The 24,718-nt window shown below is 66.8% G+C and carries 16 protein-coding genes and 1 pseudogene; 8 read left to right on the top strand and 9 right to left on the bottom strand.

Annotation, left to right across the window (positions count from 1 at the left end):
* Positions 1–20: 20 nt before the first annotated feature.
* The gene (locus HMPREF2791_RS03545; protein WP_070472003.1) at positions 21–764 is read left to right on the top strand and encodes a class I SAM-dependent methyltransferase; all 744 of its coding nucleotides are present in this window, start codon (positions 21–23) and stop codon (positions 762–764) included.
* On the opposite strand, the gene HMPREF2791_RS11745 is transcribed toward HMPREF2791_RS03545, so the two are convergent.
* On the bottom strand, positions 761–1,501 hold the full coding sequence (locus tag HMPREF2791_RS11745) for a hypothetical protein (RefSeq protein ID WP_141764903.1): 741 nt from the start codon (positions 1,499–1,501) through the stop codon (positions 761–763). The genes HMPREF2791_RS03545 and HMPREF2791_RS11745 overlap by 4 nt on opposite strands.
* A gap of 173 nt (positions 1,502–1,674) precedes the next feature.
* The gene (locus HMPREF2791_RS03540; protein WP_070472000.1) at positions 1,675–3,501 is read right to left on the bottom strand and encodes a phosphoenolpyruvate carboxykinase (GTP); all 1,827 of its coding nucleotides are present in this window, start codon (positions 3,499–3,501) and stop codon (positions 1,675–1,677) included.
* Positions 3,502–3,775: 274 nt separating this feature from the next.
* On the opposite strand from HMPREF2791_RS03540, the gene trmB reads away from it, so the two are divergent.
* The 7 genes and pseudogenes from trmB (at position 3,776) to HMPREF2791_RS03505 (ending at position 11,704) form a co-directional block, all read left to right on the top strand.
* On the top strand, positions 3,776–4,546 hold the full coding sequence (gene trmB, locus HMPREF2791_RS03535; protein ID WP_070472133.1) for a tRNA (guanosine(46)-N7)-methyltransferase TrmB: 771 nt from the start codon (positions 3,776–3,778) through the stop codon (positions 4,544–4,546).
* 2 nt (positions 4,547–4,548) lie between these two features.
* Positions 4,549–5,223: an NYN domain-containing protein gene (locus HMPREF2791_RS03530; protein WP_070471998.1), complete on the top strand. Its 675-nt coding sequence runs from the start codon at positions 4,549–4,551 to the stop codon at positions 5,221–5,223.
* 10 nt (positions 5,224–5,233) lie between these two features.
* Positions 5,234–7,548: pseudogene (locus HMPREF2791_RS03525) on the top strand (MMPL family transporter).
* Positions 7,538–8,533: a lysylphosphatidylglycerol synthase transmembrane domain-containing protein gene (locus tag HMPREF2791_RS03520; RefSeq protein ID WP_070844405.1), complete on the top strand. Its 996-nt coding sequence runs from the start codon at positions 7,538–7,540 to the stop codon at positions 8,531–8,533. Before HMPREF2791_RS03525 ends, HMPREF2791_RS03520 begins: the two are co-directional and overlap by 11 nt.
* 58 nt (positions 8,534–8,591) lie before the next feature.
* Entirely contained in the window at positions 8,592–10,040 is a 1,449-nt protein-coding gene (locus HMPREF2791_RS03515; protein WP_141764902.1) for an FAD-binding oxidoreductase, read from the top strand.
* 16 nt (positions 10,041–10,056) lie between these two features.
* The gene (locus HMPREF2791_RS03510) at positions 10,057–11,343 is read left to right on the top strand and encodes an SAM-dependent methyltransferase (protein ID WP_070844467.1); all 1,287 of its coding nucleotides are present in this window, start codon (positions 10,057–10,059) and stop codon (positions 11,341–11,343) included.
* A 10-nt stretch (positions 11,344–11,353) separates the two neighbouring features.
* A complete protein-coding gene (locus HMPREF2791_RS03505; RefSeq protein ID WP_246825410.1) occupies positions 11,354–11,704 on the top strand; it encodes a DUF3054 domain-containing protein in 351 nt (116 codons plus the stop codon).
* A 169-nt stretch (positions 11,705–11,873) separates the two neighbouring features.
* Here HMPREF2791_RS03505 and HMPREF2791_RS03500 read toward each other — a convergent pair whose 3' ends face one another.
* From HMPREF2791_RS03500 to HMPREF2791_RS03470, 7 genes are all read right to left on the bottom strand, one after another.
* Positions 11,874–13,415 carry an acyl-CoA carboxylase subunit beta gene (locus HMPREF2791_RS03500; RefSeq protein ID WP_070844402.1) on the bottom strand — a complete coding sequence of 514 codons (1,542 nt, stop codon included), beginning with the start codon at positions 13,413–13,415 and terminating at the stop codon, positions 11,874–11,876.
* Positions 13,412–18,121, bottom strand: a complete 4,710-nt coding sequence (pks13, locus tag HMPREF2791_RS03495; protein WP_070844401.1) for a polyketide synthase Pks13 — start codon at positions 18,119–18,121, stop codon at positions 13,412–13,414. The genes HMPREF2791_RS03500 and pks13 overlap by 4 nt, the downstream gene beginning before the upstream one ends.
* 35 nt (positions 18,122–18,156) lie before the next feature.
* Complete coding sequence (locus tag HMPREF2791_RS03490; protein WP_070844399.1) at positions 18,157–19,974, bottom strand: FadD32-like long-chain-fatty-acid--AMP ligase; 1,818 nt, start codon at positions 19,972–19,974, stop codon at positions 18,157–18,159.
* Positions 19,975–20,010: 36 nt separating this feature from the next.
* Positions 20,011–20,967, bottom strand: a complete 957-nt coding sequence (locus HMPREF2791_RS03485; RefSeq protein ID WP_070471985.1) for a cutinase family protein — start codon at positions 20,965–20,967, stop codon at positions 20,011–20,013.
* Positions 20,968–20,991: 24 nt separating this feature from the next.
* Complete coding sequence (locus HMPREF2791_RS03480; protein WP_070471983.1) at positions 20,992–21,489, bottom strand: DUF732 domain-containing protein; 498 nt, start codon at positions 21,487–21,489, stop codon at positions 20,992–20,994.
* Positions 21,489–23,450 (bottom strand): alpha/beta hydrolase-fold protein, encoded by a 1,962-nt coding sequence (locus HMPREF2791_RS03475; protein ID WP_070471981.1) that lies wholly within the window; start codon positions 23,448–23,450, stop codon positions 21,489–21,491. Before HMPREF2791_RS03475 ends, HMPREF2791_RS03480 begins: the two co-directional genes overlap by 1 nt.
* Positions 23,451–23,699: 249 nt before the next feature.
* Positions 23,700–24,713 carry an alpha/beta hydrolase gene (locus HMPREF2791_RS03470; protein ID WP_070471980.1) on the bottom strand — a complete coding sequence of 338 codons (1,014 nt, stop codon included), beginning with the start codon at positions 24,711–24,713 and terminating at the stop codon, positions 23,700–23,702.
* Between the last annotated feature and the right edge of the window lie 5 nt (positions 24,714–24,718).

Below are 24,718 nucleotides of genomic sequence, written 5' to 3'. Positions count from 1 at the left end.
ACGGTTGCTACGGTATGCCTATGCACCGTACCCGCCGGATGGCCACACTTTCCCGCTCGCTCCGGCTGTTGCGCGCGTTTTCCTACGAGCAGTTCCGCCCGCGCATCTTCTACTCCATGCTCGCCCGCGACACGCGTTCGCTTCTCGACGCCCTCTCGCACGACCTCCTTGACACCCCCGTCACCGGCGCATCCGTGTTAGACGTCGGCGGCGGGCCCGGCTACTTCGCCGACGCCTTCTCGGACTGCTTCTACGTGGGCCTAGAGCCGGACGCCTCTGAAATGTCCGCCGCAGGGATCTCCGGCTTCGGTTCCGTGCGCGGCGACGGTGCGGCCCTACCCTTCGCCGACGACTCCTTCGACGTGGTGTACGCCTCCAACGTCGCCGAGCACATCCCGAACTGGCAAGCCATGGGCGACGAGATGCTGCGCGTGGCCAAACCCGGCGGGCTGGTGGTGCTCAGCTACACGGTGTGGCTCGGGCCGTTCGGCGGGCACGAGACAGGCCTGTGGCAGCACTACGTAGGCGGGGAGTACGCGCGCCGTCGATACGCAAAGGTGCACGGCCGCGACCCGAAGAACATCTTCGGCGAGTCCCTGTTTGCCGTCTCCGCGCGCGAGGGCCTCGCCTGGGCGGAGGCCACCGGCCAGCTCGCGGCCACATTCCCCCGTTACCACCCGTGGTGGGCGTGGTGGGTCACCCGCGTGCCCGTGCTGCGCGAGTTCGCGGTGTCGAACCTCGTGCTCGTGCTGCGCAAGGGTTAAAAACGCGGCCGCAGCAGCAAATTACGTTGCACCCGATCCATTTTCTTCATCACCCCGAGTGTCTGGGGAGACATCGCATGAACCAACGCGTACATATCAGCCAATCGTTCTTGATGGTCAACGTTGAGTATTTGTTCCTGATGGCTCACACGGTTTCTCAACCGACGTAGCTGCTCGAGCGCTACCGCGACGGCGTACCCGCTCTCCACCTGAACTGGAACAAGAGGATGAATGCTTGATCGGTGCGCGCTTACGAATTTTTCAGTCAATCCCGGAAACCCACCGGAGAGAGCATGTATCCACAGGTTCTCCTTCGCTGAGAACCCACTGGCGAAATTCGAGCGGCTACGCGGGGCCTGCAAGGGGAATAGTGAGCTGATATTGCCGAATGAAAGCTGCGAAATTCGGTCATCCAAGGTTATCGGAGCACTAAACCGCGGATGATTTCGCGGTCTGCGACGCGCGCTGCTCTCTGCGGCGTTCCTCGCGTCTGAAGCCATTCGGCTGACCGCTTTCTTTAGCGGCTGAGCTGGATCCTCCAACCAGTCCTCGCTATTGCCTTGAGCTTGATTCCATTTTCTGAGTTCGCAATCAATACGGTTGCGCAGTACGGGCTCAAAAATCGAGAGAGCCTCGTACCAAGCCGATGCCACCGCGCTTTGCCACAGGTACAAGGACTGAACGGAGCGGTCAGAAACAGAGTTCGCGCTACGGCCTGTCTCCCCCACAATGGCCATGCGGTATGAGTGCACCCGTGCACTGCTAAGCCCCCGAAGCATCCCACCATTCATGCAGGTAACGGTAACAAAAAACCCGCCTTTCGGCGGGTTTTCTGCAAAATTAACAACAGATCCTGTCTGAAGTTTTCCAACAGCAATGATACAACATCACTGCTGTGCTACTCAAGCGCTTACTTCGCTGCAGCCTGGATGCGCTCGTCCAGCTTCTTCAGCTGGTCGAAGATCTCCTGCGGCACGCGGGAACCGAGGCCCTCGAGGTAGCGACGGGAGTCCGCGACGTCTTCCTTCCACAGCTCCGGGTCTGCGGTGAGCGCCTCGCGCACGTCCTCGATCGGGGTGTCCAGGCCGGTCAGGTCCAGGTCTTCAGCGCGGGCGGTGTAGCCGACCACGGTCTCGTCGGCGTCGACCTTGCCCTCGATGCGATCGATGACCCACTTGAGCACGCGGGAGTTGTCGCCGAAGCCCGGCCACAGGAAGCGGTCGTCGTCGCCGCGGCGGAACCAGTTGACCAGGAAGATCTCTGGCATGCGGTCGCCGCCCTTTTCGCCCATGTCCAGCCAGTGCTGGAAGTAGTCGCCCACGTTGTAGCCCATGAACGGCAGCATGGCCATCGGGTCGTGGCGCAGGGATCCGACCTTCGCTTCCGCGGAGGCGGCGGTCTGGCCAGAGGAGAGCATCGCGCCGATCATGGTGCCGTGCTCCCAGTTGTGGGCCTGGGTGACCAGCGGCACGGTGTCCGGGCGACGACCGCCGAAGAGGATGGCGTCGATCTTCACACCCTGCCAGTCGTTGAACTCCGGTGCGGCGGCCGGGCACTGCTCGATGGCCACGCAGTAGCGAGAGTTCGGGTGGGCGGCCTTGGAGGAGGACTCCGGTGTCCAGTCCTCGCCGCGCCAGTCGATGAGGTGGGCGGGCGCCTCGCCGTCCATGCCTTCCCACCAGACGTCGCCGTCGTCGGTGAGCGCGACGTTGGTGAACAGGATGTTGCCCGGCTCCATGCTCTTCATAGCAATCGGGTTGGAGGCGTAGTTGGTGCCCGGCGCGACGCCGAAGAAGCCGTTCTCCGGGTTCACGGCATACAGGCCGTCCTCGCGCAGGTGCATCCAGGCGATGTCGTCGCCGACCACCTCGGCCTTCCAGCCGTCCAGCGTCGGGGTGATCATGGCCAGGTTGGTCTTGCCGCACGCAGACGGGAAGGCGGCGGCGACGTGGTAGGCCTTGCCCTCAGGCGAGGTGAGCTTGAGAATGAGCATGTGCTCGGCCATCCAGCCCTCTTCCTTCGCCATCACGGATGCGATGCGCAGTGCGTAGCACTTCTTGGCCAGGATGGCGTTGCCGCCGTAGCCGGAGCCGTAGGACCAGATCTCCTTGGTCTCCGGGAACTGGGAGATGTACTTGGTGTCGTTGCACGGCCACGCCACGTCCTCCTGGCCCGGCTCAAGCGGGGCGCCGACGGAGTGGAGGCAGTGCACGAAGTTCTCACCCTGGATCTTCTCCAGCGCTTGGGCGCCCATGCGGGTCATGATGCGCATGGAGAGCACGACGTAGGCCGAGTCGGTCAGCTGCACGCCGAGCTTCGGGTCCGGGTCGGAGATGGGGCCCATGCAGAACGGCACGACGTACATGGTGCGGCCGCGCATGGAGCCTGTGAAGTGCTCCAGCATCTCTTCCTTGAGTGCTGCCGGCTTCATCCAGTTGTTGGTCGGGCCTGCGTCTTCCTCGTTCTCGGTGGAGATGAAGGTGCGGGATTCCACGCGTGCGACGTCGGACGGGTTGGAGCGGGCGAGGAAGGAGTTGGGGCGCTTTTCCTCGTTGAGCTTGATCAGGGTGCCTGCGTCGACGAGTTCGGCGGTGAGGCGGTCCCATTCTTCCTGGGAGCCGTCGACGAAGACGACCTTGTCAGGTTGGAAAAGTTCGACCGCCTCGTTGATCCAAGCGATAAGCTTTTCGTTGTCGGTGGGGTTGTTCCCCTCCAGGCGCTTGATTTCGGCGGTCATTTAGGTACTCCTTGTGTAACTGGTTATGGCCAGTGCGCGTGCGAAATTCATCGTTGTTGCGCCCCAAGAGTATCGAAACGGGCGTTCATCTGGCCAAAAGTTCCGACCAATTTGCGCACGCTGGATATAACCAGCTTGCCCGAGCACGACCTTTGCAAGAAACGGGGGTGGCACCCTACCCCCCGTCGCCCGTTCTTGAGCCTTTGCTTTACGACGCCTCCGGGGGTGCCTCACGGAGCTTGCGTTTGCCCTGTTCATGTGGACAATAAACGTGATGAATAATACTGAAAATTTCCGCCCCGGAACGGGCGAATTGCCAGCGGGCCGCCCGCTGCAAACCGAGTTCGACACCGGCCTGGATTACCCGCGCCTGGGTTCCGTGACCTTCCGCCGCGGCACCCTCACCGAGAATCAGGAGGCCCTGTTCGACGAACACTGGCCGCGCCTGGGCCGCGTGCTGGCGGAAGGGTCGGACGAACGCATCGACGTCGACGAGTGGTTCGGCCGCTCCGGCCACCCCACGATCCTGGAGATCGGCTCCGGGACCGGCACCTCCACCGCCGCGATGGCGCCGCTGGAGGCGGACACGAACGTCATCGCCGTGGAGCTGTACAAGCCGGGCCTGGCCAAGTTGCTCGGCTCGGTGGTGCGCGGCGGCATCGACAACATCCGCATGGTGCGCGGCGACGGCGTGGAGGTGCTGGCCCGCATGTTCGGCGAGGAGTCCCTCGACGGCGTGCGCATCTTCTTCCCGGACCCGTGGCCGAAGGCGCGCCACCACAAACGCCGCATCATCCAGTCCGGCACCCTGAACCTGATCGCCACGCGCTTGAAGCCGGGCGGCGTGCTGCACGTGGCCACGGACCACGCAGATTACGCCGAGTGGATCGACGAGCTGGTGAACGTGGAACCGATGCTGGAGTACAAGGGCTGGCCATGGGCGGAAGCGCCGCTGCTCACGGACCGGCAGGTGATCACTAAGTTCGAAGGCAAAGGTCTGGACAAGGATCACGTGATCCGCGAGTACCTGTGGGAGAAGAAGTAGCCATGGATCTGCAAGCGCTGTCGCACCCGTACACCCCTGGCGCGCCCGCCGGCCCGGAGAGTCTGCTGCTGGTGTGGGACGCGCCGAACCTGGACATGGGCCTCGGCGCGATCTTAGGCGGGCGCCCGACTGCGGCGCACCGTCCCCGCTTCGACGCGATTGGGCGCTGGCTTATCAGCGAAGCCGAAGCCCGCGCCGACGACCTCGGCCGCGACATTGAGCCGGAGGCGACGGTGTTCACCAATGTCTCGGCCGGCGGCGCGGATTCCATCCGCCCGTGGGTGGAAGCGCTGCGCAACGTCGGTTTCGCGGTGTTTGCCAAGCCGAAGAGCGACGAGGATTCGGACGTGGACCAGGACATGCTGGCCCACATCGACCGCCGCCGCGACGAGGGCGTGCTGCAGGGCGTCGTGGTTGCCTCGGCGGACGGACAGAATTTCCAGGAGCCGCTGCTCGAGCTCGTCGACGCCGACATCCCCGTGACCGTCCTCGGCTTCCACGAGCACGCCTCCTGGGCGGTGAACTCCCCGGATGTGGATTTCGTGGACCTGGAGGACATCCCGGGCGTGTTCCAGAACCCGCTGCCGCGGGTGAACCTGGACCGGCTGCCGGACGGCGGCGCGTGGCTGCAGCCGTTCCGCCCGCTGCGCTCCCTGCTGCACAACACCCGCGACTAGGAGGCCGGAGATGTTTTACAAGTGGGGCCGTTTCGCGTTCCGCCACCGCCGGATCATCCCGCTGGTGGTCATCGTGCTCATCCTGGCCATGCAGGTGCTGTTCGGCTCGAAGCTGGGCGAGCGCCTGTCCCAGGAGGGCTGGGAGGACCCGGGCGCGGACTCGACCACCGCCGCCGCGATCGAGCAGGAGACGTTCGGCCGCGACAACTCGGGCGATGTGATTGTGCTGGTGAGCTCTCCGGAGGGCGTCGACAGGCAAGAGCTTCTCGGCGAAGCCAACGCCCAGCTGAACTCCCTGCGCGAGCAACATCCCGACGAAATCGCCCACGTCACCAGCTATTTCGAGCGCCCCAACCCGCAGCTGGTCAACGCCGAGCACACGAAGGCGTTCGCGGCGATCGGGCTCAAGGGCGACGGCGAGCAGACGCTGAAGGACTTCCGCACCATCAAGCCCGCGCTCGAGGCGATGGAGCTGCCGGGCGCGACCGTGCAGGTCGCCGGCGCGACCGCGGTGGCCGACGCGCTGGACGAGGGCATGGCCGCCGACATCGCCCGCGCTGAGAAGATCGGCCTGGTGTTCGTGGCCGTCATCCTGCTGTTCGTTTTCGGCGGCGTGGTCGCTGCGGCGATGCCGCTGATCGTGGGCATATTGTCCATCATCGGCTCACTGTCGCTGCTGTCGGTGCTGGCGCAGTACCAGCAGGTGAACATCTTCTCGCAGTCCATCATCACGCTGCTGGGCCTGGGCCTGGCCATCGACTACGGCCTGTTCATGGTTTCGCGCTTCCGCGAGGAGCTGGACCGCGGCGCGGACGTGAGGAGGCGGTGGCGGTGACCACAAACACCGCCGGCAAGACGGTGTTCTTCTCCGCGCTGATGGTGGGCGTGGCCCTGTCCGGGCTGCTGATGTTCCCGCAGGCCTTCCTCAAATCCGTGGCCTACGGCGCGATGAGCGCGGTGCTGCTCGCCGCCGTGATCTCCGTGGCGGTGCTGCCGGCGCTGTTCGGCATGCTTGGCCCCAAGATCGACATGTGGTCGGTGCGTCGTCGCTCTTCCCGCAGCGGCGACGAAGGAGCCGTTGCGGACACCGTGTGGTACAAGATTCCGGCGTGGGCGATGCGCCACGCCAAGGCCGTCGTGGTCGGCTGTGCGGCCCTGTTGCTCCTGCTCACCGTGCCGATCGTGGGCATCACCTTCGGCGGCATCAACGAGACGTACCTGCCGCCGAGCCAGGCCACCCGCCAGGCCCAGGACGAGTTCAACGAGGAGTTCCCCGCCTTCCGCACCGACCCGGTCAAGCTCGTGGTCACCGGCGCGGACAACCAGCAGCTCGTGGACATCGTGATGCAGACCCGCCAGGTCGAGGGCCTGGCCGCGCCGCTCAAACCCGCGCACGCCACGCAGGACGGCACCACGGTGCTTTCCGCCCCGTTGGCGGATAGGGCCGGGGGCGCGAACGTCGTGAAGCAATTGCGAAACATCGACACCCCCGAGGGCGTCGAGACCTACGTCGCAGGCACCCCGGCGATGGAAACCGAGTCCATCGAGGCGCTGCTGAAACGCCTGCCGTGGATGGCGCTGTACATGGTCATCGCCACGTTCCTGCTGATGGCGCTAGTGTTCGGCTCCGTGATCCTGCCGGCGAAGGCCGTGATCATGAACGTGCTCGGTATCGGCGCCACGCTCGGCTTCCTCACCGCCGTGTTCGTCGACGGCCTCGGCGCCGGCGCGCTGAACTTCACCCCGGGTCCGCTAATGAGCCCGATCCTGGTGCTGATCATCTCCATCCTCTACGGCCTGTCCACGGACTACGAGGTCTTCCTGGTCTCGCGCATGGTCGAGGCGCGCCAGGACGGCGAAAGCACCGACGAGGCGATCAAGCGCGGCACCGCGCACACCGGCGGCATCATCACCGCCGCGGCGCTCATCATGATCGTCGTCGCCGCCGCCTTCGCGCTCAGCGAGATTGTGATGATGAAGTACATCGCCTACGGCATGATCTTCTCGCTCGCGCTCGACGCCACCCTGATCCGCCTGCTGTTCGTGCCCGCGGTGATGCACTTGCTGCGCGAGGACAGCTGGTGGGCGCCGCGCTGGGTCAAGCGCCTGGCCGGCGCGTTCGGGGAGGGCTCAAGCCTATCGACGCCACCGCGCACCGAAACCCCCATCACCGAAATGGTGCCCGACACTCAACCCGGCCGCGCGGGAGTGTCGGTGTCCGAGGACGCAAACCTTGTGCCGTTTACCCAGCTCATGCGCGACCTGGAGGAGCGCCGCGCACGCCAGGCGCTGGAGCAGCTGAAGAAGAAGGAACTTGAGCGCTAACACATGGCGGCAGTGGCTGCGCTGGCTCGCGCCCGTGGCCATCTTGGTGGTCGTGCTGGTGGTGCTGCGCGACCAGATGCCGTTTTTCGGGGAGGCGTGGCGGGCCGTCGGCGCGGCGTCGGCAGGCCCGCTGCTGGCTGCCGTGGCCACGGCGGTGCTGTCGCTGGCGGCGATGTCCGGGGTGATGCAGATCCTGCTCAACGTGGAAGGCCGCATCACGGGGGTGGCGCGCACGAACGCGATCGTGTTCGCCTCCAACGCCTGGTCCACCACGGTGCCGGGCGGGCCGGCACTGTCGGCGTGGCTGACGTTCCGGGTGCACCGGTCCTGGGGCGCGTCGGTGGGGCTGTGCAGCTGGTTCTTCGTGGTCTCAGGCGCGCTGTCGACGGTGTGGATGGTGCTCATCGGCGTCGTCGCCGTGGCGCTTTTGGGCGCGGAGCTGTCCGTGTGGTCGCTGGTGGCGTCGCTGGCAGTGGCGCTGGCGACGATCGGCACGGTGTTCTGGGCGACCCTCCACCCTGCAGTGCTGAAGCGCTGGGTGCGGTTTCTGCCGGAGAAGGTGCGCGGGCGGGTCGTGGACGTGATCGACCAGGTCTCCGCGATCCGCATTTCCGCACCGGCGTTTTTCGCAGCGGCGGGGCTCTCGCTCGCGAACCGGCTTTTGGACCTGGCCACGATGGTCTTCGCCGTGTGGGCCGTGGCCGGCCGGGGCGCGCCACTTGCCGGGGTGTGCCTGGCGTTCATCATGACCAAACTCGCCGGCTCCGCCCAGGTCACCCCCGGCGGACTCGGAACGGTCGAGCCCGTGGCGGTGGGCATGCTCGTTGCCGGCGGGCTTCCGCTCGCAACCGCCACCGCGGCGACAGTGGCGTACCGCGCGGTGTCGTTTGCGCTCATCACCGCAATCGGGTGGGTCATCTACGCCGCGGTGTACGCCGGGCGCGGGTTCATGGCCGGGCGCCCAGCCGCTGGCGAAGCCGTTTGAGCTTGCGTTACGTTTTATCTTGCGCACGGCGCGCAACTTGGGTCTATGGTGGCACTACATGAGCGTTTCCAGGATGTTTTACGGACGCAGCGTGGATTTTGAACGCGTCGTGCCCATCGGCTGGCACGCGCACGAGGAGGGGGTTGCTGCACTCCTGGATAGCTTCCGGCGGGTGCCAGACAACCAGCGGGTGCGCCTGGCCAAGAAGACGTCGAACCTTTTCCGTTCCCGCGACGCGGGGAGCGCCGGACTCAACGTGGAGGGCCTGCGCGGCGTCATCGCCGTCGACCCGGTGACGAAAACCGCCGACGTGCAGGGCATGTGCACCTACGAAGACCTAGTCGACGCGACCCTGCCATACGGCCTCGCGCCACTTGTGGTGCCGCAGCTGAAAACCATCACGCTCGGCGGCGCCGTCTCCGGCATGGGCGTGGAGTCCACCTCCTTCCGCAACGGCCTGCCGCACGAATCCGTGCTCGAGATGGACGTGCTGGTGGGCACCGGCGAAATCGTCACCTGCTCGCGCGAGAACAACGTTGCACTCTTCCGCGCGTTCCCGAACTCGTACGGCTCACTCGGCTACGCGGTACGCCTCACCATCGAGCTCGAGGAGGTCGCGCCGTTCATCGAGCTCCAGCATGTGCGTTACAACGACCTGACGGCCTTCCAGGACGCTCTGGCCGACGCCGCCGCAGGTGAGTGGGGCGGGCGCGCCCTGCACGGCCTCGACGCCGTCGCGTTCTCTCCCACCGAGCAGTACCTCGTCTGCGCGTTCCAGGCGGGCGAGGCGCCAGAGACCTCCGACTACACGCGCGACGCCGTGTACTACCGCTCGCTGCAGCACCCGTCGGGCGTGCACCACGACTTCCTCGCTATCCGCGATTACATCTGGCGTTGGGACACCGACTGGTTCTGGTGCTCCCGCGCCTTCGGCACCCAGAACCCCAAGGTGCGCAAGTTCTGGCCGCGCGAACTGCGTCGCAGCGCGTTCTATTGGAAGCTCGTGGGCCTGGATAAGAAGTACGACCTGGAGTACCGGTTCCTAAAGAAGCCGAAGGGCCTGCCGCGCACCGAGCGCGTCGTGCAAGACATCGAGGTGCGCGACACGCAGGTCGCCGAGTTCCTCGACTGGTTCTTCAAGGCCAGCGATATCCAGCCGGTTTGGCTGTGTCCGATCCGGCTGCGGGACGGCGTCGATACGCTCGCTGGCGTCGGACTCGACGATGAGGCGCCGTGGCCGCTCTACCCCCTCGAGCCTGCGGCGACGTGGGTGAACGTCGGCTTCTGGTCCGGTGTCCCGGAGGTGGAGCCGGGGGCCTTCAACAAGGTCATCGAGCGGAAGGTCTCAGACCTCGGCGGGCACAAGTCGCTGTACTCCGAGGCGTTCTACGACCGCACCGAGTTCGAGCGCCTCTACGGCGGGGACCTGCCGGAGCGGATGAAAGCCCAGTACGACCCGGACCGGCGCTTCCCGGGCCTCTACGAAAAGACAGTGGAAAACGCGTAGGAGAACGACAATGCAGATGACCGTGGCGGATATCGTCGACACCCTCTTCCCCTCTGGCACCCCGTTCAGGTGGGAAGCTTTCGACGGCTCATCAACGGGACCGGCGGACGCCAAGCACACCGTGAAGGTGAACAGCCCCGGGGGCCTGTCCTACATAGTCACCCACCCCGGCGACGTCGGCCTCGCCCGCGCCTGGGTCACCGATGGCCTGGCGGTTGAAGGCGCGCACCTCGCGCACCCCTACGACGTCTTTGATGACATGCGCACCCTCTACAACAACTACAAGCGCCCAAACCCGCGCGAGTTCGTCCGCATCGCACGCTCCCTGCGCACCATGGGCGCACTGCAGATCCAGCCAATCCCGGAGGCGGAGCAAGCGTCCTGGCTCGAGCGCACCATCCGCCAGGGCCTCGCCCCGCACTCGAAGGAACGCGACGCCCAGGTTATTTCGACCCACTACGACGTGGGCAACGACTTCTACGAACTGTTCCTCGGCGACTCCATGGCCTACACCTGCGCTTACTACCCCACCCCGGACGCCACGCTCGACGAGGCGCAGGAAAACAAGTTCCGCCTCGTCTTTGAGAAGATGAACCTTAAACCCGGCGACAAGCACCTCGACGTCGGCTGCGGCTGGGGCTCCATGGTGCGTTACGCAGCCCGCCAGGGCGTGAAGTCCCTCGGCGTCACCCTCTCGAAGGAGCAGGCCGAGTGGGCGCAGGCGAAGATCATAGAGGAGGGCCTCGAGGACCTCGCGGAGGTGCGCTTCCTGGACTACCGCGACGTCACCGAGACCGGCTTCGACGGCATCTCCTCGATCGGTCTGCTGGAACACATCGGGGTGAAGAATTTCGCCTCGTACTTTGAATTTCTCGCCGACAAGCTGCGCCCGGGTGGCGTGATGGTCAACCACTGCATCACCTACCCGGACAACCACAAGACGCCGCAGGGCGACTTCATCAACCGCTACATCTTCCCGGACGGCGAGCTCACCGGCTCCGGCACGATCATCTACGAGATGCAGGACCACGGCTTCGAAGTCTTCCACGAGGAGAACATCCGCTTCGACTACATGCGCACGCTGCACGACTGGTGTGAGAACCTCAAGGCCAATTGGGACGAGGCAGTCGCGCTCGTCGGCGAGAACACCGCCAAGCTGTGGGGCATGTACATGGCGGGCTCCGAATGGGGTTTCGAGCACGACGTCGTGGAGCTGCACCAGGTCGTGGGCATCAAGCTTGCTAGCGACGGCTCCCGCGCCGGCGCACCTGAGCGCCGGTGGTGGAACGACTCGGTGTTCTAGAGTGGCTGGCATGAGCAACACCATCTCCAAGCCCTACGCCATCGCCGCCGACTATGTCGCCATCGCCGCCTTCGCCCTCTTGGCGCGCGCGGCGCACCAGTCCGACGACATGCCCTTCAACTTCTCCGGCTGGCTGTCCACCCTGTGGCCGTTCGCCCTCGGCGTGACGCTCGGCTGGCTGATCGCCCGTGAGAACAAGGGTGGGCTCATCTGGATCATCACCGTGGTCACCGGGCTCGTGATCTGGGGCATCCGCAACGGCGACGTCCCCCATTGGTCTTTCATCGTCGTCGCCACCACCATGAGTGCGCTGCTCATGCTCGGCTGGCGCGGTATAGCCAAGCTCGTGCGCAAAAACTAAAACGCACCCGCCGGAAAGGCGGGTGCGCGGGGCTTCGGCGCGGATTAGAAGCCGATGCCGAAGTTCCAGGCCGGGTTTCCGGTCTGGATGCCATTGATAAACCAGATCAGCATGCTGATCAGGTCGCCGAAGATGTCAAGAGTAGAAGAAAGCATGGGGTGAAACCTTACTAGAGGGGACTAATGGTGTGTTTCTTAGGCAGGTCGAATTCCTGCTTGGAGGCTAGCTGCCGCAGGGCTCGTCGTAAAGCGATGCGGGTCTGCGAAGGCTCAATCATCTGGTCAATGTAGCCGCGCTCCGCAGCGACGTACGGCGAAGTCATTTCCTGGTCGTAGAATTCCATGAACATTTTCTTCATGGCCTCGCGCTGCGCCGGATCCTCGATGGCGGCGAGCTGCTTGCCCTGCAGCATCACCACCGCCGCCGCGGAACCCATCACCGCGATCTGGGCGGTGGGCCACGCCAGGTTGATGTCGCCGTTGAGGTTCTTCGACCCCATCACCGCGTACGCGCCGCCGTAGGCCTTGCGCACGACCAGGGTGACCTTCGGCACGGTGGCCTCCACGCCGGCGAACGCGAACTTCGCGCCGCGGTGGATCAGGCCCTCGCGCTCCTGCTCCACGCCGGGCAGGTAGCCGGGGGTGTCCACGACGTAGACGATGGGGATGTTGTACGCGTCGCAGGTGCGGATGAAGCGCGCGCCCTTGTCGGCGGCGTCCGCGTCGATGCAGCCGGCGGCGTACATGGGGTTGTTGGCGACGAAGCCGACGGCGCGGCCGTCGATACGCCCGAATGCGCAGATGAGGTTCTCGGCGTACCCGGACTGGACCTCGACGAGGTCCTCGTCGTCGCCGAGTTGCACGAGCAGATCCATCATGTCGTAGCCGGCGTTGGTATCGTCGGGCATGAAGGTGTCTAGCGCGGTGTCGTCGAGCTCCTCGTCGGGCTGCGCGGCGACGACGGGCGCGGCGTCGAACGTGGACGTCGGCAGGTGCGCGAGCAGGTCCTTGACGTAGTCGAAGGCGTCCTCCTCCGTCGCCACAACCGCCTGGATGTTGCCGGCGGCCTCCTGCACGCGCGCCCCGCCGAGCTCGGCGGAGGTGATGTCCTCCCCGGTGACCTCGCGGATCACGTTCGGGCCGGTGACGTACATCTCGGACTCGCCGTCCACCGCCACCACGAAGTCCGTGGTCACAGGCGCGTACACGGCGCCGCCGGCGGACTTGCCCAACATGATGGAGATCTGCGGCACGCGCCCGCTCAGAGGCAGCTGGCGCTTGGCAATCTCGGAGTACATGGCCAGGGATGTCACCGCATCCTGGATGCGCGCGCCGCCGGAGTCCTGGATGCCGATCACCGGGCAGGAGATCTTGATGGCGAACTCCATGACCTCGGTGACCTTGCGCCCGAACGTCACGCCGACGGACCCGCCGTAGACGGTCTTGTCGTGGGCGTACACGGCGACGGGGCGGCCGTCGATGCGCCCGTAGCCGGTGACCACGCCGTCGGAGTAGACGGCGTCCGGGTCGCCGGGGGTGCGGGCGAGTGCGCCGATTTCGACGAAGGAGCCTTCGTCCAGCAGTGCGTCGATGCGCTGGCGCGGGGTGGTGCGCCCGGCGTCGTCGCGGCGCTTCCGGGAACGCTCGGAGCCCGGGTCCTGCGCCTTGTCCAGGCGCTCGCGCAGGTCGGCGAGTTTGTCTGCAGTACTCATCGCTTCCCCTCAATCCATGCGTTCATATGCTTGCCGACGATCCCCACCGCCGGCTCGTCCACCACCGCGAGGTGGTCGCCGGGCAGGTGGACGATGGTCAGGTCGTCCACGATAGCGCCCCAGCCGCCGTCCTCGTCGATGTGCGCGTAGTTCGGCTCGAGCTGGATCGCGCCGTCGTGCATGCGCTCGGCGCGGAACAGCAGCACCGGCACCTGCACATCCGCCCAGCGGGTGAAGTCGAGGTGGTTGAGAATCTGGTTGTCCACGAAGCTCGCTCGCTGGTGCTCGAGCACACCGGCGGCCAGGCCGTGCTCGGAGGCGTCGGTGGTGGCCAGGAACTCGGTGAGCATCTGCAGCAGCGCGTCCTCGCCGGCGGTCTCCAGCAGCTCGTACGGCACGTCGAATTCGAGGCCGTACGTTTCCTTGGCAAACGCGGCGTAGCGGCCCCAGCGCGCCTTCGTCTCCTCCAGCGTGTCGGGGATCGGCTCGGACGGCTGGGTGGTGTCCAAAAGCGCGATGTAGTCGATCTTGTCGTTGCCCAGCTGGTGCGCAACCTCATAGGCCAGCGCGCCGCCGAACGACCAGCCGGCGAGCACGACCTTGCGCCCGTCGGCGATGCGCTCGATGTCCTTGACGTACTCCGCCGCGCGCTCCTCCAGGGAGCCTTCCAGGCGCTCGACGCCGTAGACGGGCACGTCGTCGCCAAGCCTCCGCGCGAGCGGCGCGTACACCGACGACGACCCGCCCGCCGGGTGGAACACGAACACCGGGGAAACCTCGGCGTCGCCGTCGCGGAAGACGCGGATGTTGCCGTCCACAGGTGTTTCCAGCCCCTCGCGCACGAGGTTCGCCAGCGGCTCGAGCGTCTCGGCGCCGAGCACGTCGTCCGCGGTGACGTCGATGCCGGAGCGCTCGGTCAGGTGCGCGGCGATCTCGGCCGCCTGCTCCTTGCTAATCGACGGCAACTCCGACGTCACACCGGCCGCCGCCGCACCCGCGTACTTGGCCCAGGCGCCGAAGACCATGCGCTCGGAGGCGTCACGCGGGGCCACGCCCACACCCTGGGTCTTCTCGGCCGCCGCGGCCGGGTCGCGCGCCTCGTCGTTGTAGGCCATCGGCTGCGGCGCGTCCGTCTTGCCGGCGACGGCGTCTTCGACGATGCGGATCACGTCGGCGACGGAGGCGTCGCGAAGCGTCTGCACCTGCAGCGGCGGGATCTGGAAGTCGTTCTCCACGCGGTTTTTGATGCGCATGCCCATCAGGGAGTCGAGGCCGAGATCGATCAGCGGCAGCTCGTCGGGCAGGTCCGCAGCGTCGTAGCCCATGGACTCGGAGACGATGTCGCGCAGGCGGTCCGCCACCGACTCGCCGGAGTTGGGGTCCCAACGCACGGCATCTGTCTCGGTTTCTTCCTCGGGGGCGTTGTCCACCGAAGGCCCGTCGTCAAGCGGTTGCTCCATGACACCTTGCACCGGCGCGCGGTCGATGGTGGAGGCGAAGCCCTCCGCGAGCAGTGTCGCGCCGTCGAAGACCTTGATGGACACCCCGCCGAGCGAGGAGGCGACGATGGTGGTCACCTCGCCGTCCGCGGGCAGGTAGCCGTGCTCCTCGGTGGCCACCACGCGGGCCTCGGGCGAGACCTCGGCGGCGGCGGACTCGATGAGCTGGTGCGGGCTGAAGATCTGGTCGGCGGCGGTGGAAAACGCCACTTCGCCGCCCGGCAGGCGCACCCGTGAGCCCAGCAGCGACGCACGCGAGGACGACGGGCGCGCCGGCGTCCAGTGGTCCACCTGCTTGAACACGGTCTTCGGCGCCTGCACCACGTCGCCCGCACCGTAGAAGGCGCCGAAGTCCACGCCCATGCCGTTCACGTACAGCTTCGCGGCCAAATCCAGCAGCGATTCCAGCTCGTCCACCTTGCGCTTGGTGGTGTAGAGCAGCTGCGCGTCGGGCTTGCCAGCGGCGAACGCGGTGTTCATCATGCCCATCAGCGCCACCGGATTCGGGGTGATTTCCACGAGCGTGGTGTGGCCGGCGGTAAACGCGGCTTCGGTGGCGTCCTGGAAGTACACCGGCTGGCGGGTCATGCGCAGGAAGTACTTATCGTCATGGACGGTCTGGCCGGGCTGGTACACCTCGCCGCGGTCCACGGAGGAAAACAGCGGCACCCGCAACGGGCGCGCGTCCAAGCCTGCGATTTCGCCGGCGAGGTCGCCCATGATCGGGTCGAGTGCGCTGGTGTGGCCGGCGCCGCGCACGTTGAGCTTGCGCGCGAACTTCTCCTCGGCTTCGAGCGCAACCACGACGTAGTCGACGGCCTTGCCCGGCCCGCCGACGGTGGTCATGCCGGGCCCCGCGTACACGGCGGGTTCCACGCCACGAGCCTGCTCATGCTTCTCGACGAACTCCGCCAACTCCTCGCGCGAGAGCTCCACCACCGCCATCGCACCTTCCTGCTCGGTGCCGGCGATCATGGCCTCGCCCTCGCCCATGAGGCGGGCACGCGCAGTGGCGACGAGGATGCACTCCTCGGCGCTCAAGCCACCTGCGCCGTAGGCCGCGGCGATTTCGCCCATGGACATGCCCATCGTGGCGGCCGGGGTGATGCCGGCGGCGGCCAGCAGGTCGGTCTGGGCGATCTGGATGGCGGTGATGGTGACCTGGCCGTTTTCGGTGTCGTAGGTCAGCTCGTCGTTTTCGATGATCTCGAGCATGGACCAGCCGGCTTGGAACTGCACCATCTCGTCCAGCTCGCGCATGCGGCGCGCGAACAGCGGGGAGCGGCTGATCAGCTCTTTGGCCATCTTGCGGTGCTGGGAGCCGAAGCCGGAGTAGACGAAGACCGGGCCCATCGGGGTGGGTGCGTCGGCGGCGGCGATGCCGGGGCCGATCTTGCCGTCGGCGACCTGGCGCAGGCGGCGCGCGGCCTCCTCGACGCCGGTCGCCTGCACGACGGCGGCGGAACGGCCGTGGTTGCGCTTGGCCAGCGAGCGCGCGACCGGTATCAGGTCGGCGTCGGCGCGGCCCTCGAGGAAGTCCGCGAGCACACCGGCGGCTTCCTTGCGTCGCGACGGCAACAGCCCCGACACCGGCAGCGCCGCCACGGAAACGCCCTCGAACGCGGGCTCATCCTCAACCACGTCGAAGTCGTAGTCGGCCGGGTCGAAGTCGGCCACGACCACGTGCGCGTTGGTGCCGCCGAAGCCGAAGCCGGAGACGCCGGCGACGCGGCGGCCGGAGTAGCGCGGCCACTCGCGCGGGTCCTGCACGACCTCGATGCGCTCGGCGTCGAAGTCCACGTAGTGGTTCGGGCCGGCGAAGTTGATGGACTCCGGGATGGTGTCGTGCTTGAGCGCCTCGAGCACCTTGATCAGCGCCACCACGCCGGCGGCGGATTCGGAGTGGCCGATGTTGGACTTCGCCGAGCCCAGCAGCAGCGGCTGGGAAGCCTCGCGCCCGCGGCCGAGCACCTCGCCGAGGGCGGTGGCCTCGATCGGGTCGCCGAGGATGGTGCCGGTGCCGTGGGCCTCCACCAGGTCCACCTGGTGCGGGTCCACGCCGGCGTCGGTATAGGCGCGGCGCAGCACGTCCACTTGCGCCTCCGGGTTCGGGGCGGTCAGGCCGTTGGAGTGGCCGTCGGAGTTCGTCGCGGAGCCCTTAATCACGGCTAACACGTTGTCGCCGTCGCGCACGGCGTCCTCGACGCGCTTGAGCACCACGAAGCCCGCGGCGTCGGCGCGCACGATGCCGTCGGCGTCGTCTGAGAACGCGTGGATGCGTCCGGTCGGCGAGATCACGCCGAGCTCCGAAAACGCCAGTGACGCGAAGGGGTTGGCCAGGATGTTCACACCGCCGGCCAGGGCGACGTCGGCCTCGCCGTCGCGAAGCGCGCGCACCGCGTGGTGCACCGACACGAGCGACGACGAGCACGCGGTGTCCACGTTCATCGACGGGCCCCGGAAGTCGAACGCGTACGAGATGCGGTTCGGGATCACGGCGGAGGACGCGCCGGTCAGCGCGTACGGGTGCGCCTCGTTCGGGTCGGCGGCGATGAGCATGCCGTAGTCGTTGTTGGACGAGCCCACGAACACGCCCACGGGCTCGCCGCGCAGCTCGCTGGGCGCCAGGCCGGCGTCCTCGAGCGCTTCCCACGCCACCTCGAGCATGATGCGCTGCTGCGGGTCCATGTTCTGCGCCTCGAGCGGGGAGATGCCGAAGAACTCGTGGTCGAAGGACGCGATGCCGTCCATGTACCCGCCGTCGGTGTTCTCCTCGGCCATCTTGGTGCGCACCACCGGGTCGCCCAGGTACTCGTCCCAGCGGAGCGGGGGAAGCGGGCCGGTGGCGGAGCGGCCGTCGATAAGCATCTGCCAGAACTCGTCGTTGTTCTTCGCGCCCGGGAAGCGGCCGGCGGAACCCACAATCGCGATGTCGTGGGAGCTCGTTGCTTCTCGACGTTCAACCTTCGGCGCTTCCTGCCTCTGCGCGAGAAGCGCCTGTGCCAGCGCCGTGATGGTCGGGTACTGGTAGGCGACGGTGGGGTCGACCCGGCGGCCGAGCAGCTTTTCCAGCTCGCCGGAGAGGATCACCGCATCGCGGGATGCGAGGCCGTAGGTTTCGAGCGGCGTGGTCGGGTCCACCGAGTCGACGCCGGTGGCGCCCTCGACCCAACTGGTGAGCCACTGGATCAGTTGATGCTCGTTCATAACAGTTCAGAGTATCGGCCCGTCCGGGCTTTTCGTTACTCCGCTGCAGCGTGTTCGCGCTCGGTGAACTGCTTCGCGTTGACGCGGCGGGCGATCTTGCCTGCGGTGGAGCGGGCCACACCGCCCGGCGCGCGGAACTCCACAACCTCCGGCGAGATGCCGTGATTGGTGGTGATGGCGGAACGGATGGCGTCCTCGGCTGCGGCGTCGCCTTCCTCGGTTGCGCCGTCTGCGCGCTCGGCGAGGATGATCAGGCGCTCCACGTCGTCGCCCGGCACGGCGAACGCGGCGACGGAGTCCTTGCGCACGTGGTCGGAGGCCTCCATCGCGGTGGCCTCGATGTCCTGCGGGTAGTGGTTGCGGCCCGCCACGACGACGAGGTCTTTCACGCGGCCGGTGATGTAGAGGTGGTTGTCCAGCACGGTGCCCAAATCGCCGGTGGCGCACCAGTTGTCCTTGGGCAGGCCGTCCTGGAGCGTGGCGCCGATGGTGTTGCGGAAGGTCGCCTCGGTTTCCTCCGGGCGGTCCAGGTAGCCGGCGGCGACGTTGTTGCCGTTGACCCAGATCTCGCCGATCTCGCCTTCGGGCAGCTCGTTTTTGGTCTCGGTGTCCACGATGGCGAAGTGCATCCACTTCACCGGCTGGCCGTTGGACGCCATGGGCACGCCGCCCTCGGCGGGTACGGCCTTGCCCTCGGCAAGTGCTTCGCGGTCGAACTCCACGAACTTCGGGCGCTCCTCTGTGCGGTCCGTGGACACCAGCAGGGTGGTCTCCGCCAGGCCGTAGGAGGGGCGCAGCACGGTGCGGTCCAGGCCAGACTCGCCGAACGCGCCGACGAAGGCCTCAACGCCCGGCTTGGTCACGGACTCGGAGCCGATGATGATGCAGTGCACGGCGGTAAAGTCGTACTGGTCCGGACTTTCCGGTGCCGCGTAGCGGGCCGCGAGGTCGAGCGCAAAGTTGGGGATGCAGGAGTAGATGTGCACGTCGGCCGGGTCGTCGTCGCGCCGCGAAAGCATGTCCACCCAGCGCTTCGGGTTCTGCAGGAAGTCGCGCGGGCTCATGATCTCCAGCACCTGGCCCAGCACGAGGCTGACCACGGCGACGATGACGCCCATGTCGTGGTGCTGCGGCAGCCAGGTGGGCACGCGCATGGGGGCTTCGAAGCGCAGCGCCTCGTTGATCTGGAGTACGTCGGTGACCAGCGCTTCGTTGGTGATCATCACGCCGGCCGGATTGCGGGTGGAGCCGGAGGTGTACTGCAAAAAGCAGATGGCGTCCGCGGTGTTCTCGTCCTCAACGGGGGCGACGGGCTGCCAGGAATCGGCGAGCGTGTCGGGCAGGGAGTCCGCGGCGATAATGCGGGGGCGCTCCGCGGCCGGACGGTCGGCGAAGTAGGCGCGCACGGCAGGGGCGCCGGCGGAGTTGGTCACCACGAGCCGCGCGTTGGCGTCGTCGAGCACGGCGCGCAGGTGGGCCTCATGGCCGGGCTCGTTCGGGTCGTACAGCGGCACCGGAGCCAGGCCTGCGTACAGCGCGCCCATGAAGGCGAAGAGGTACTCGGCGGAGTTCGGGGCCATAATCGCCACGCGTTCCCCCGGCTCGCCTACCTGGGCGAGGCGCGCGGCGACGGCCTTGATGCGTGTGTTGACCTGCGTGCGGGTGAACTCGCGCGCCTCGCCTTCCGGGTTGGAGGTGAAGTCCCAGTCACGGATGTTCACCGCGTCGCCGCCGCCGGTGGCCAGGTGGGCCTGGTAGATCGTCTCGCTCAGGCTCGGGAGGGTGAAGTGCTCCGGGAGCGCGATTTGGCCGTCATCGTCGAAAAATTGCGCGATGAGCTGCTGAAGATCCATACCCGTAACTCCTTTTCAGGACAAAATGATTTTGGACTACAAACTGTCTACCACGTTCTGGACCCAACCTACAGTCCATTCCGGCGTGGTGGTCCCGGGGATGACGGCCGGATTGGTCGCGTACATGGCGTGATTGCCGTTCGCTGCGATCAGCGCGTGGGCCCGGTCGATGGCGTTGCCCACGCCCTTGGGCGCGTCGCAGACCGTGTCGTCCGGCGCGCAGATCTCAAAGGCGCGGTCCTCAACCAGGCCGAAGCCGCCAGGGCGCGGACCGGTCATGGTCGCGCCCGGGGTGACCCGGTCCACCAGCCCCTGCAGCGGCTGCATGACAATCTCCGCGCCCACGCCGCCGACCTCCGCGCCGGGGTTGACGCCCACGCCGTTTTCGCGCCGGCCGTCCGCGATCATCACCGCACCCAGCAGCCGCTCCGGGTCGATCGGGCCCGCGCTGTTGCCGATCTTCGACGCCACGTCGCCCACGATCACCGCTCCCTGGGAGAACCCGGCGATGATGAACTTCGTCGACGGGCACGTCTCCGCCACAAACCGCAGCTCGCCGGACAGCTTGGCGGTGCCCTCGGCGCGCGAGTCGTCGTAGGTCATCTCGGCGCGCCCGTGCGCCGTCTGGATGTTCCGGAACTGCGCGGTATACGGCACCGTGAACACGCGCACGTGGTTGATGTCGTACATCTGCTGCAGCGGCTGGGTGATCGAGAGCATGAAGCTCGCCGGGTTGGCCGCAGGGGCGAACGGGTCGTCGTCCGCCGCGGACTCCCAGGTGCCGGGCACGGAAACGAATTCGACCGCGGGACACCAGTCGGGCTCCGCCGCCTGCGGCTCCGAGGGCTCCTCTGGAGCCTCGGAGGTTGCCAGCGGCCCGTCCGCCGACGGCAGCCCGGTCTCGCCCGAGCGCCACTGGTAGATCCCCAGCCCAATCAAGGACAGCACCACAATCACTGCGGCGACGACAAATACGTTGCGCGATCTGCGCATGAGCCCAGGCTCCCTTCTGTACTGCTAGGAGCAGAGGTTGGCGCGTGCGGAGTCGCTGATCAGCGCCGCCACGCCCGCCGCATCCATGTCGGTGCGGCGTTGCTCCACAAGCTGGCCTGCCACCGCGTCGCGGGTGATCAGGTTGTCCGCGCACACGGTAGCGCCGGTGGCTGTGAGCTGGTCTTCAATCCCGTCGACGTTGACTCCGCTTTCCCTTAAGGTGGCCAGGTAGGCCTCCTCCTGCGGAGAGAAGGCGCTGGCCTGCTGCGGCACGTCGGTCACCTCGCGGGCCGGCTGGTCGTCGGCGCGTTTGCCTTGCGACGGCGCTGCCGACGACGACGGCGCAGCCGACGATGATGCAGTTTCAGACGCTTCCGTGGTCGCGGACTCGGATTCGGTTTCAGCCTCGGAGGCAACCGTCGGGGTGTCCGTCACGTCATCGGAGTCCACGGTGGCGCCTCCGCAGGCGGCCACGGCGACGGCGGTAGCGGCCGTCGCAAAGCAGAATGCAACCTTGCGCACTACTTCTTCCTCACGTTGACGTTGCCGTTGACCTGCTCAATGGTGCCGTGCTGGAAGTCGATGGTCAGGCCGCCGGCCTGGATCTTCTCCATGTCCTTGACCGGCCAGCCCAGCTCGCCCTGCTCGTAGCCGCGCTTGCCCCACTCGTCGAAGATGTCGCCGGTGAGGATGGTGTGCGCGCCCGTGGCCGCGGACCAGTAGATGTTGCCGTGCTCGAACGGCTGGAAGAACCCGCCCTTGACCGCAATCTCGTTGCCGGTCGGGTACCCCAACTCAGAGGTGGCGGTGCCGATCTCGCCGTACTTCTCCGCGATCGCGCCGTGGACGACGAAGTGCTTGCCGTCCGGGTTGCGGGTGAGGAAGCCGCCCTGGAACTTCTGCACGTAACCCTCGCCCACCTGGTTCGCCTCGGCCACCGGGTACTTCAGGTCGCCGCCCTCGTAGCCGTTTTCGCCCCATGCCCGGAACATGTCGCCCGGGATGGCGTACGCGCCGGTCTGCGGGGTCCAGTAGACGGAGCCGTGCTGGAAGTGCACGAAGCGGCCCACGCCGTCCGGCGCCGGCGTCTCGCCCGTGACCGGGAAGCCCAACCAGCCGGCAGGGCCGCCGAGCGCGTTGTACTTGGCCAGGATCGCGCCGAACAGCGCGTGCGCGCCGGTGTCCGGGGACCAGAAGGCGGTGCCGCCGCGGAAGTCCTGGGCCTTGCCCTTGGTGTCCTTGCCCGCGTCGTACTCGTCGTTGACGCAGGAGCCGATCGTGCCGGACTTGGTGGCCTCCGCAATCGCGCCGACCGGGGTGCACTTGGAGCCGCGATCCGCCTCCGGCACCTCCAGCGCGTTGGCCATGTACGGCCAGGCCTGCGCCATCTCAAACTGCCAGTACTCCCAGGAGTGCACACCCGACGGGCGGAAGCGCACGATCGGCTTGACCGGGGTGCGCGACGCGTAGTCCACGAACGTCTGGGTGGACAGGCGCGAGAGCACCTCCAGGCCAATGCCGGCCGGGTTGGCCTGGCCCTTGGCCACTGACTCCGGGTTGCCAAAGTCGTCGCGGCCCGAACCGGCGGAGACGTAGACCGTCATGTCCTTCAGGTTCTCGATGCCCAGCTTCGGGTCGTGGTCGATCCAGTCCTGCGAGCCCAGCGGGCCCCACATCGCCTCGGCGTTGTAGCCGCCGGCGTCCATCTGCGCCGCCTTGATGGCGGTGGGCATTCCGGTGGTGGTGGTGTCCAGGTAGCCGGAGAAGGAGCCGACGAACTTGAACAGGTGCGGGTTGCGCTCAGCCAGGTTGACGGCGGCGGTGCCGCCCATGGACAGGCCCACCACGGCGCGGGAGCCGTTGGAACGGAACTCGTTGTTCAGCACCGGGATGAGCTCCTTGGTCAGGAACGTCTCCCACATGTAGTGCTTGCCGTTGTTCTCGCGCTGCCAGTCGGAGTAGAAGGAGGACTCGCCGCCGACCGGCAGGATCACGTTGACGTTCTTGTCGGCGTAGAACTGCTCGATGTTCGTCTCGATGGTCCAGCCGTTCTCGTCGTCACGCGCGCGCAGGCCGTCGAGCGCCCACACCTCGGGGAACTTCGCGGTCGGGTTGGAGTGCCAGTCGCGCGCCAGCAGGATCTGCACCTGGATCGGGTGGTCCGGCATAGACGGTGAGTTGATGAACACCGCCACGCGACGGTTGGTGATCCACTCGATGCGGTCCACCTTCACGCCGTCCGGCAGGCCCGGGATCTGCGGGTCCTTCTCCACCTCGATCGGGGTGCGCTTCGGCGGGTCGTGCGGGCGCAGGCCGTCGGAGATGCCGCGGTTGGAGGACATCTGCGAGGACAGGTCGCCCGGCAGGCTCGACTGCGCGCTGGCGGCGGGCGCGGTGGCCACTGCGGGTGCCAGCGAAAGCGCAAGAGCGGCGGGCAGCAGCGCGGCGGCGATCCGCGTTGGGGTGGTTCGGTTGTCTCGCATGAGTCTCCTACCTCGTCTGGCTACTGGTGTCACAAGAGTATCGACCAAAAGCTTAAGTTTCACTTGAAGGTTTAGTCGTGTACGACACGCGCAGCGTTACGGCGAGCCCCTCCCCCGCCCCAGCCCCTGATCCACACAGACGACGAAAACCGGCTACCTACATCCGGCTATGTGCTGGAAAATCAGCGGGTAGCCGTTTGTAGGTAGCCGGTTTCGGCAGGATATGCCCGGCGGTCCGGGCTAGACCCCCTACCAGGCGTTCATCACGTTCAGGATGCGCGGCTTGGTGGCCTCGAGCTGGCTACCAAACTGGTCCCAGTTGTGCAGGCCAGTCGGGGTGAACACGGCGGTGTGCTTCACGCCGGTCGCGGTCGCCTTCGCAGACCAGGCGCGGGTGGTCACGCTGGCCACCTGCTCCAACGCGATGCCGGCGGCGCGGTGCTGCGGCAGGTACTTCTGGTCGGCCGGGCCCGGCACGCCGGAACCGGCGGAGACGTAGACGTCGCGGCCGCGGAGGTTGCCCATGTTCAAGAACGGGTCGTTCTCAAAACGGCGGGGATTCAGCGAGGAGCCCCACATGGCGTTGACGTTGTACAGGCCGCCGTCGAGAAGCGCGGCTCGCAGTGCGGTCTGGCCGCCCGGCACCGTGGTGGTCAGGTATCCGGAGTAGGACAACACCTGGCGGAACTGGTTCGGGTGCAGCGCGGCGAGGTTGATCGCGGCGGTGCCGCCCATGGACAGGCCGAGGATGGAGTTGTTCGTCGGCGAAACACCGAAGTGGCGCTGCAGGTAGGGCGGCAGCTCCTTGGTCAGGAAGGTGTCCCACTTGTACGTCACCGGGTGGTTGAAGTCGTAGGTCGCCGGTGCGTTCCAGTCGGTGTAGAAGGAGGACTGGCCGCCGACGGGCATCACCAGGGTGATGTTGTTGTCCTTGAACGTTCGGGCGGCGTTGACGTCGTTGACCCAAGCATTGGTGATCTCGGTGGCACGCAGGCCGTCGAGCATGTACAAGCCAGCGTTGCCGCCGCGCTGCGCGGGCTGAATCTGGACAGTGATGTGGCGGTTCATCGCGGGGGACCACACCGTGCAGCGCTGCACCCAGAACCCGACGCGGTCCCACTCGCAGTGGCCGGTGGAATCGGGTCGCAGCCAGTCACGGTGCGCCGCCGACGCCTGCGGGGCGCCGATCACCGCTGCCAGGCCGGTAACCAGGGCCATCAGCAGCGCAGTGAGCTTGCGGCGCACGGAATTTTTGGAGTTCATAGATC

Origin of the sequence: Corynebacterium sp. HMSC034A01 (genome assembly GCF_001838175.1) — a bacterium.
Taxonomy (GTDB): domain Bacteria; phylum Actinomycetota; class Actinomycetes; order Mycobacteriales; family Mycobacteriaceae; genus Corynebacterium.
This window is presented reverse-complemented; position numbering and strand designations above follow the sequence as displayed.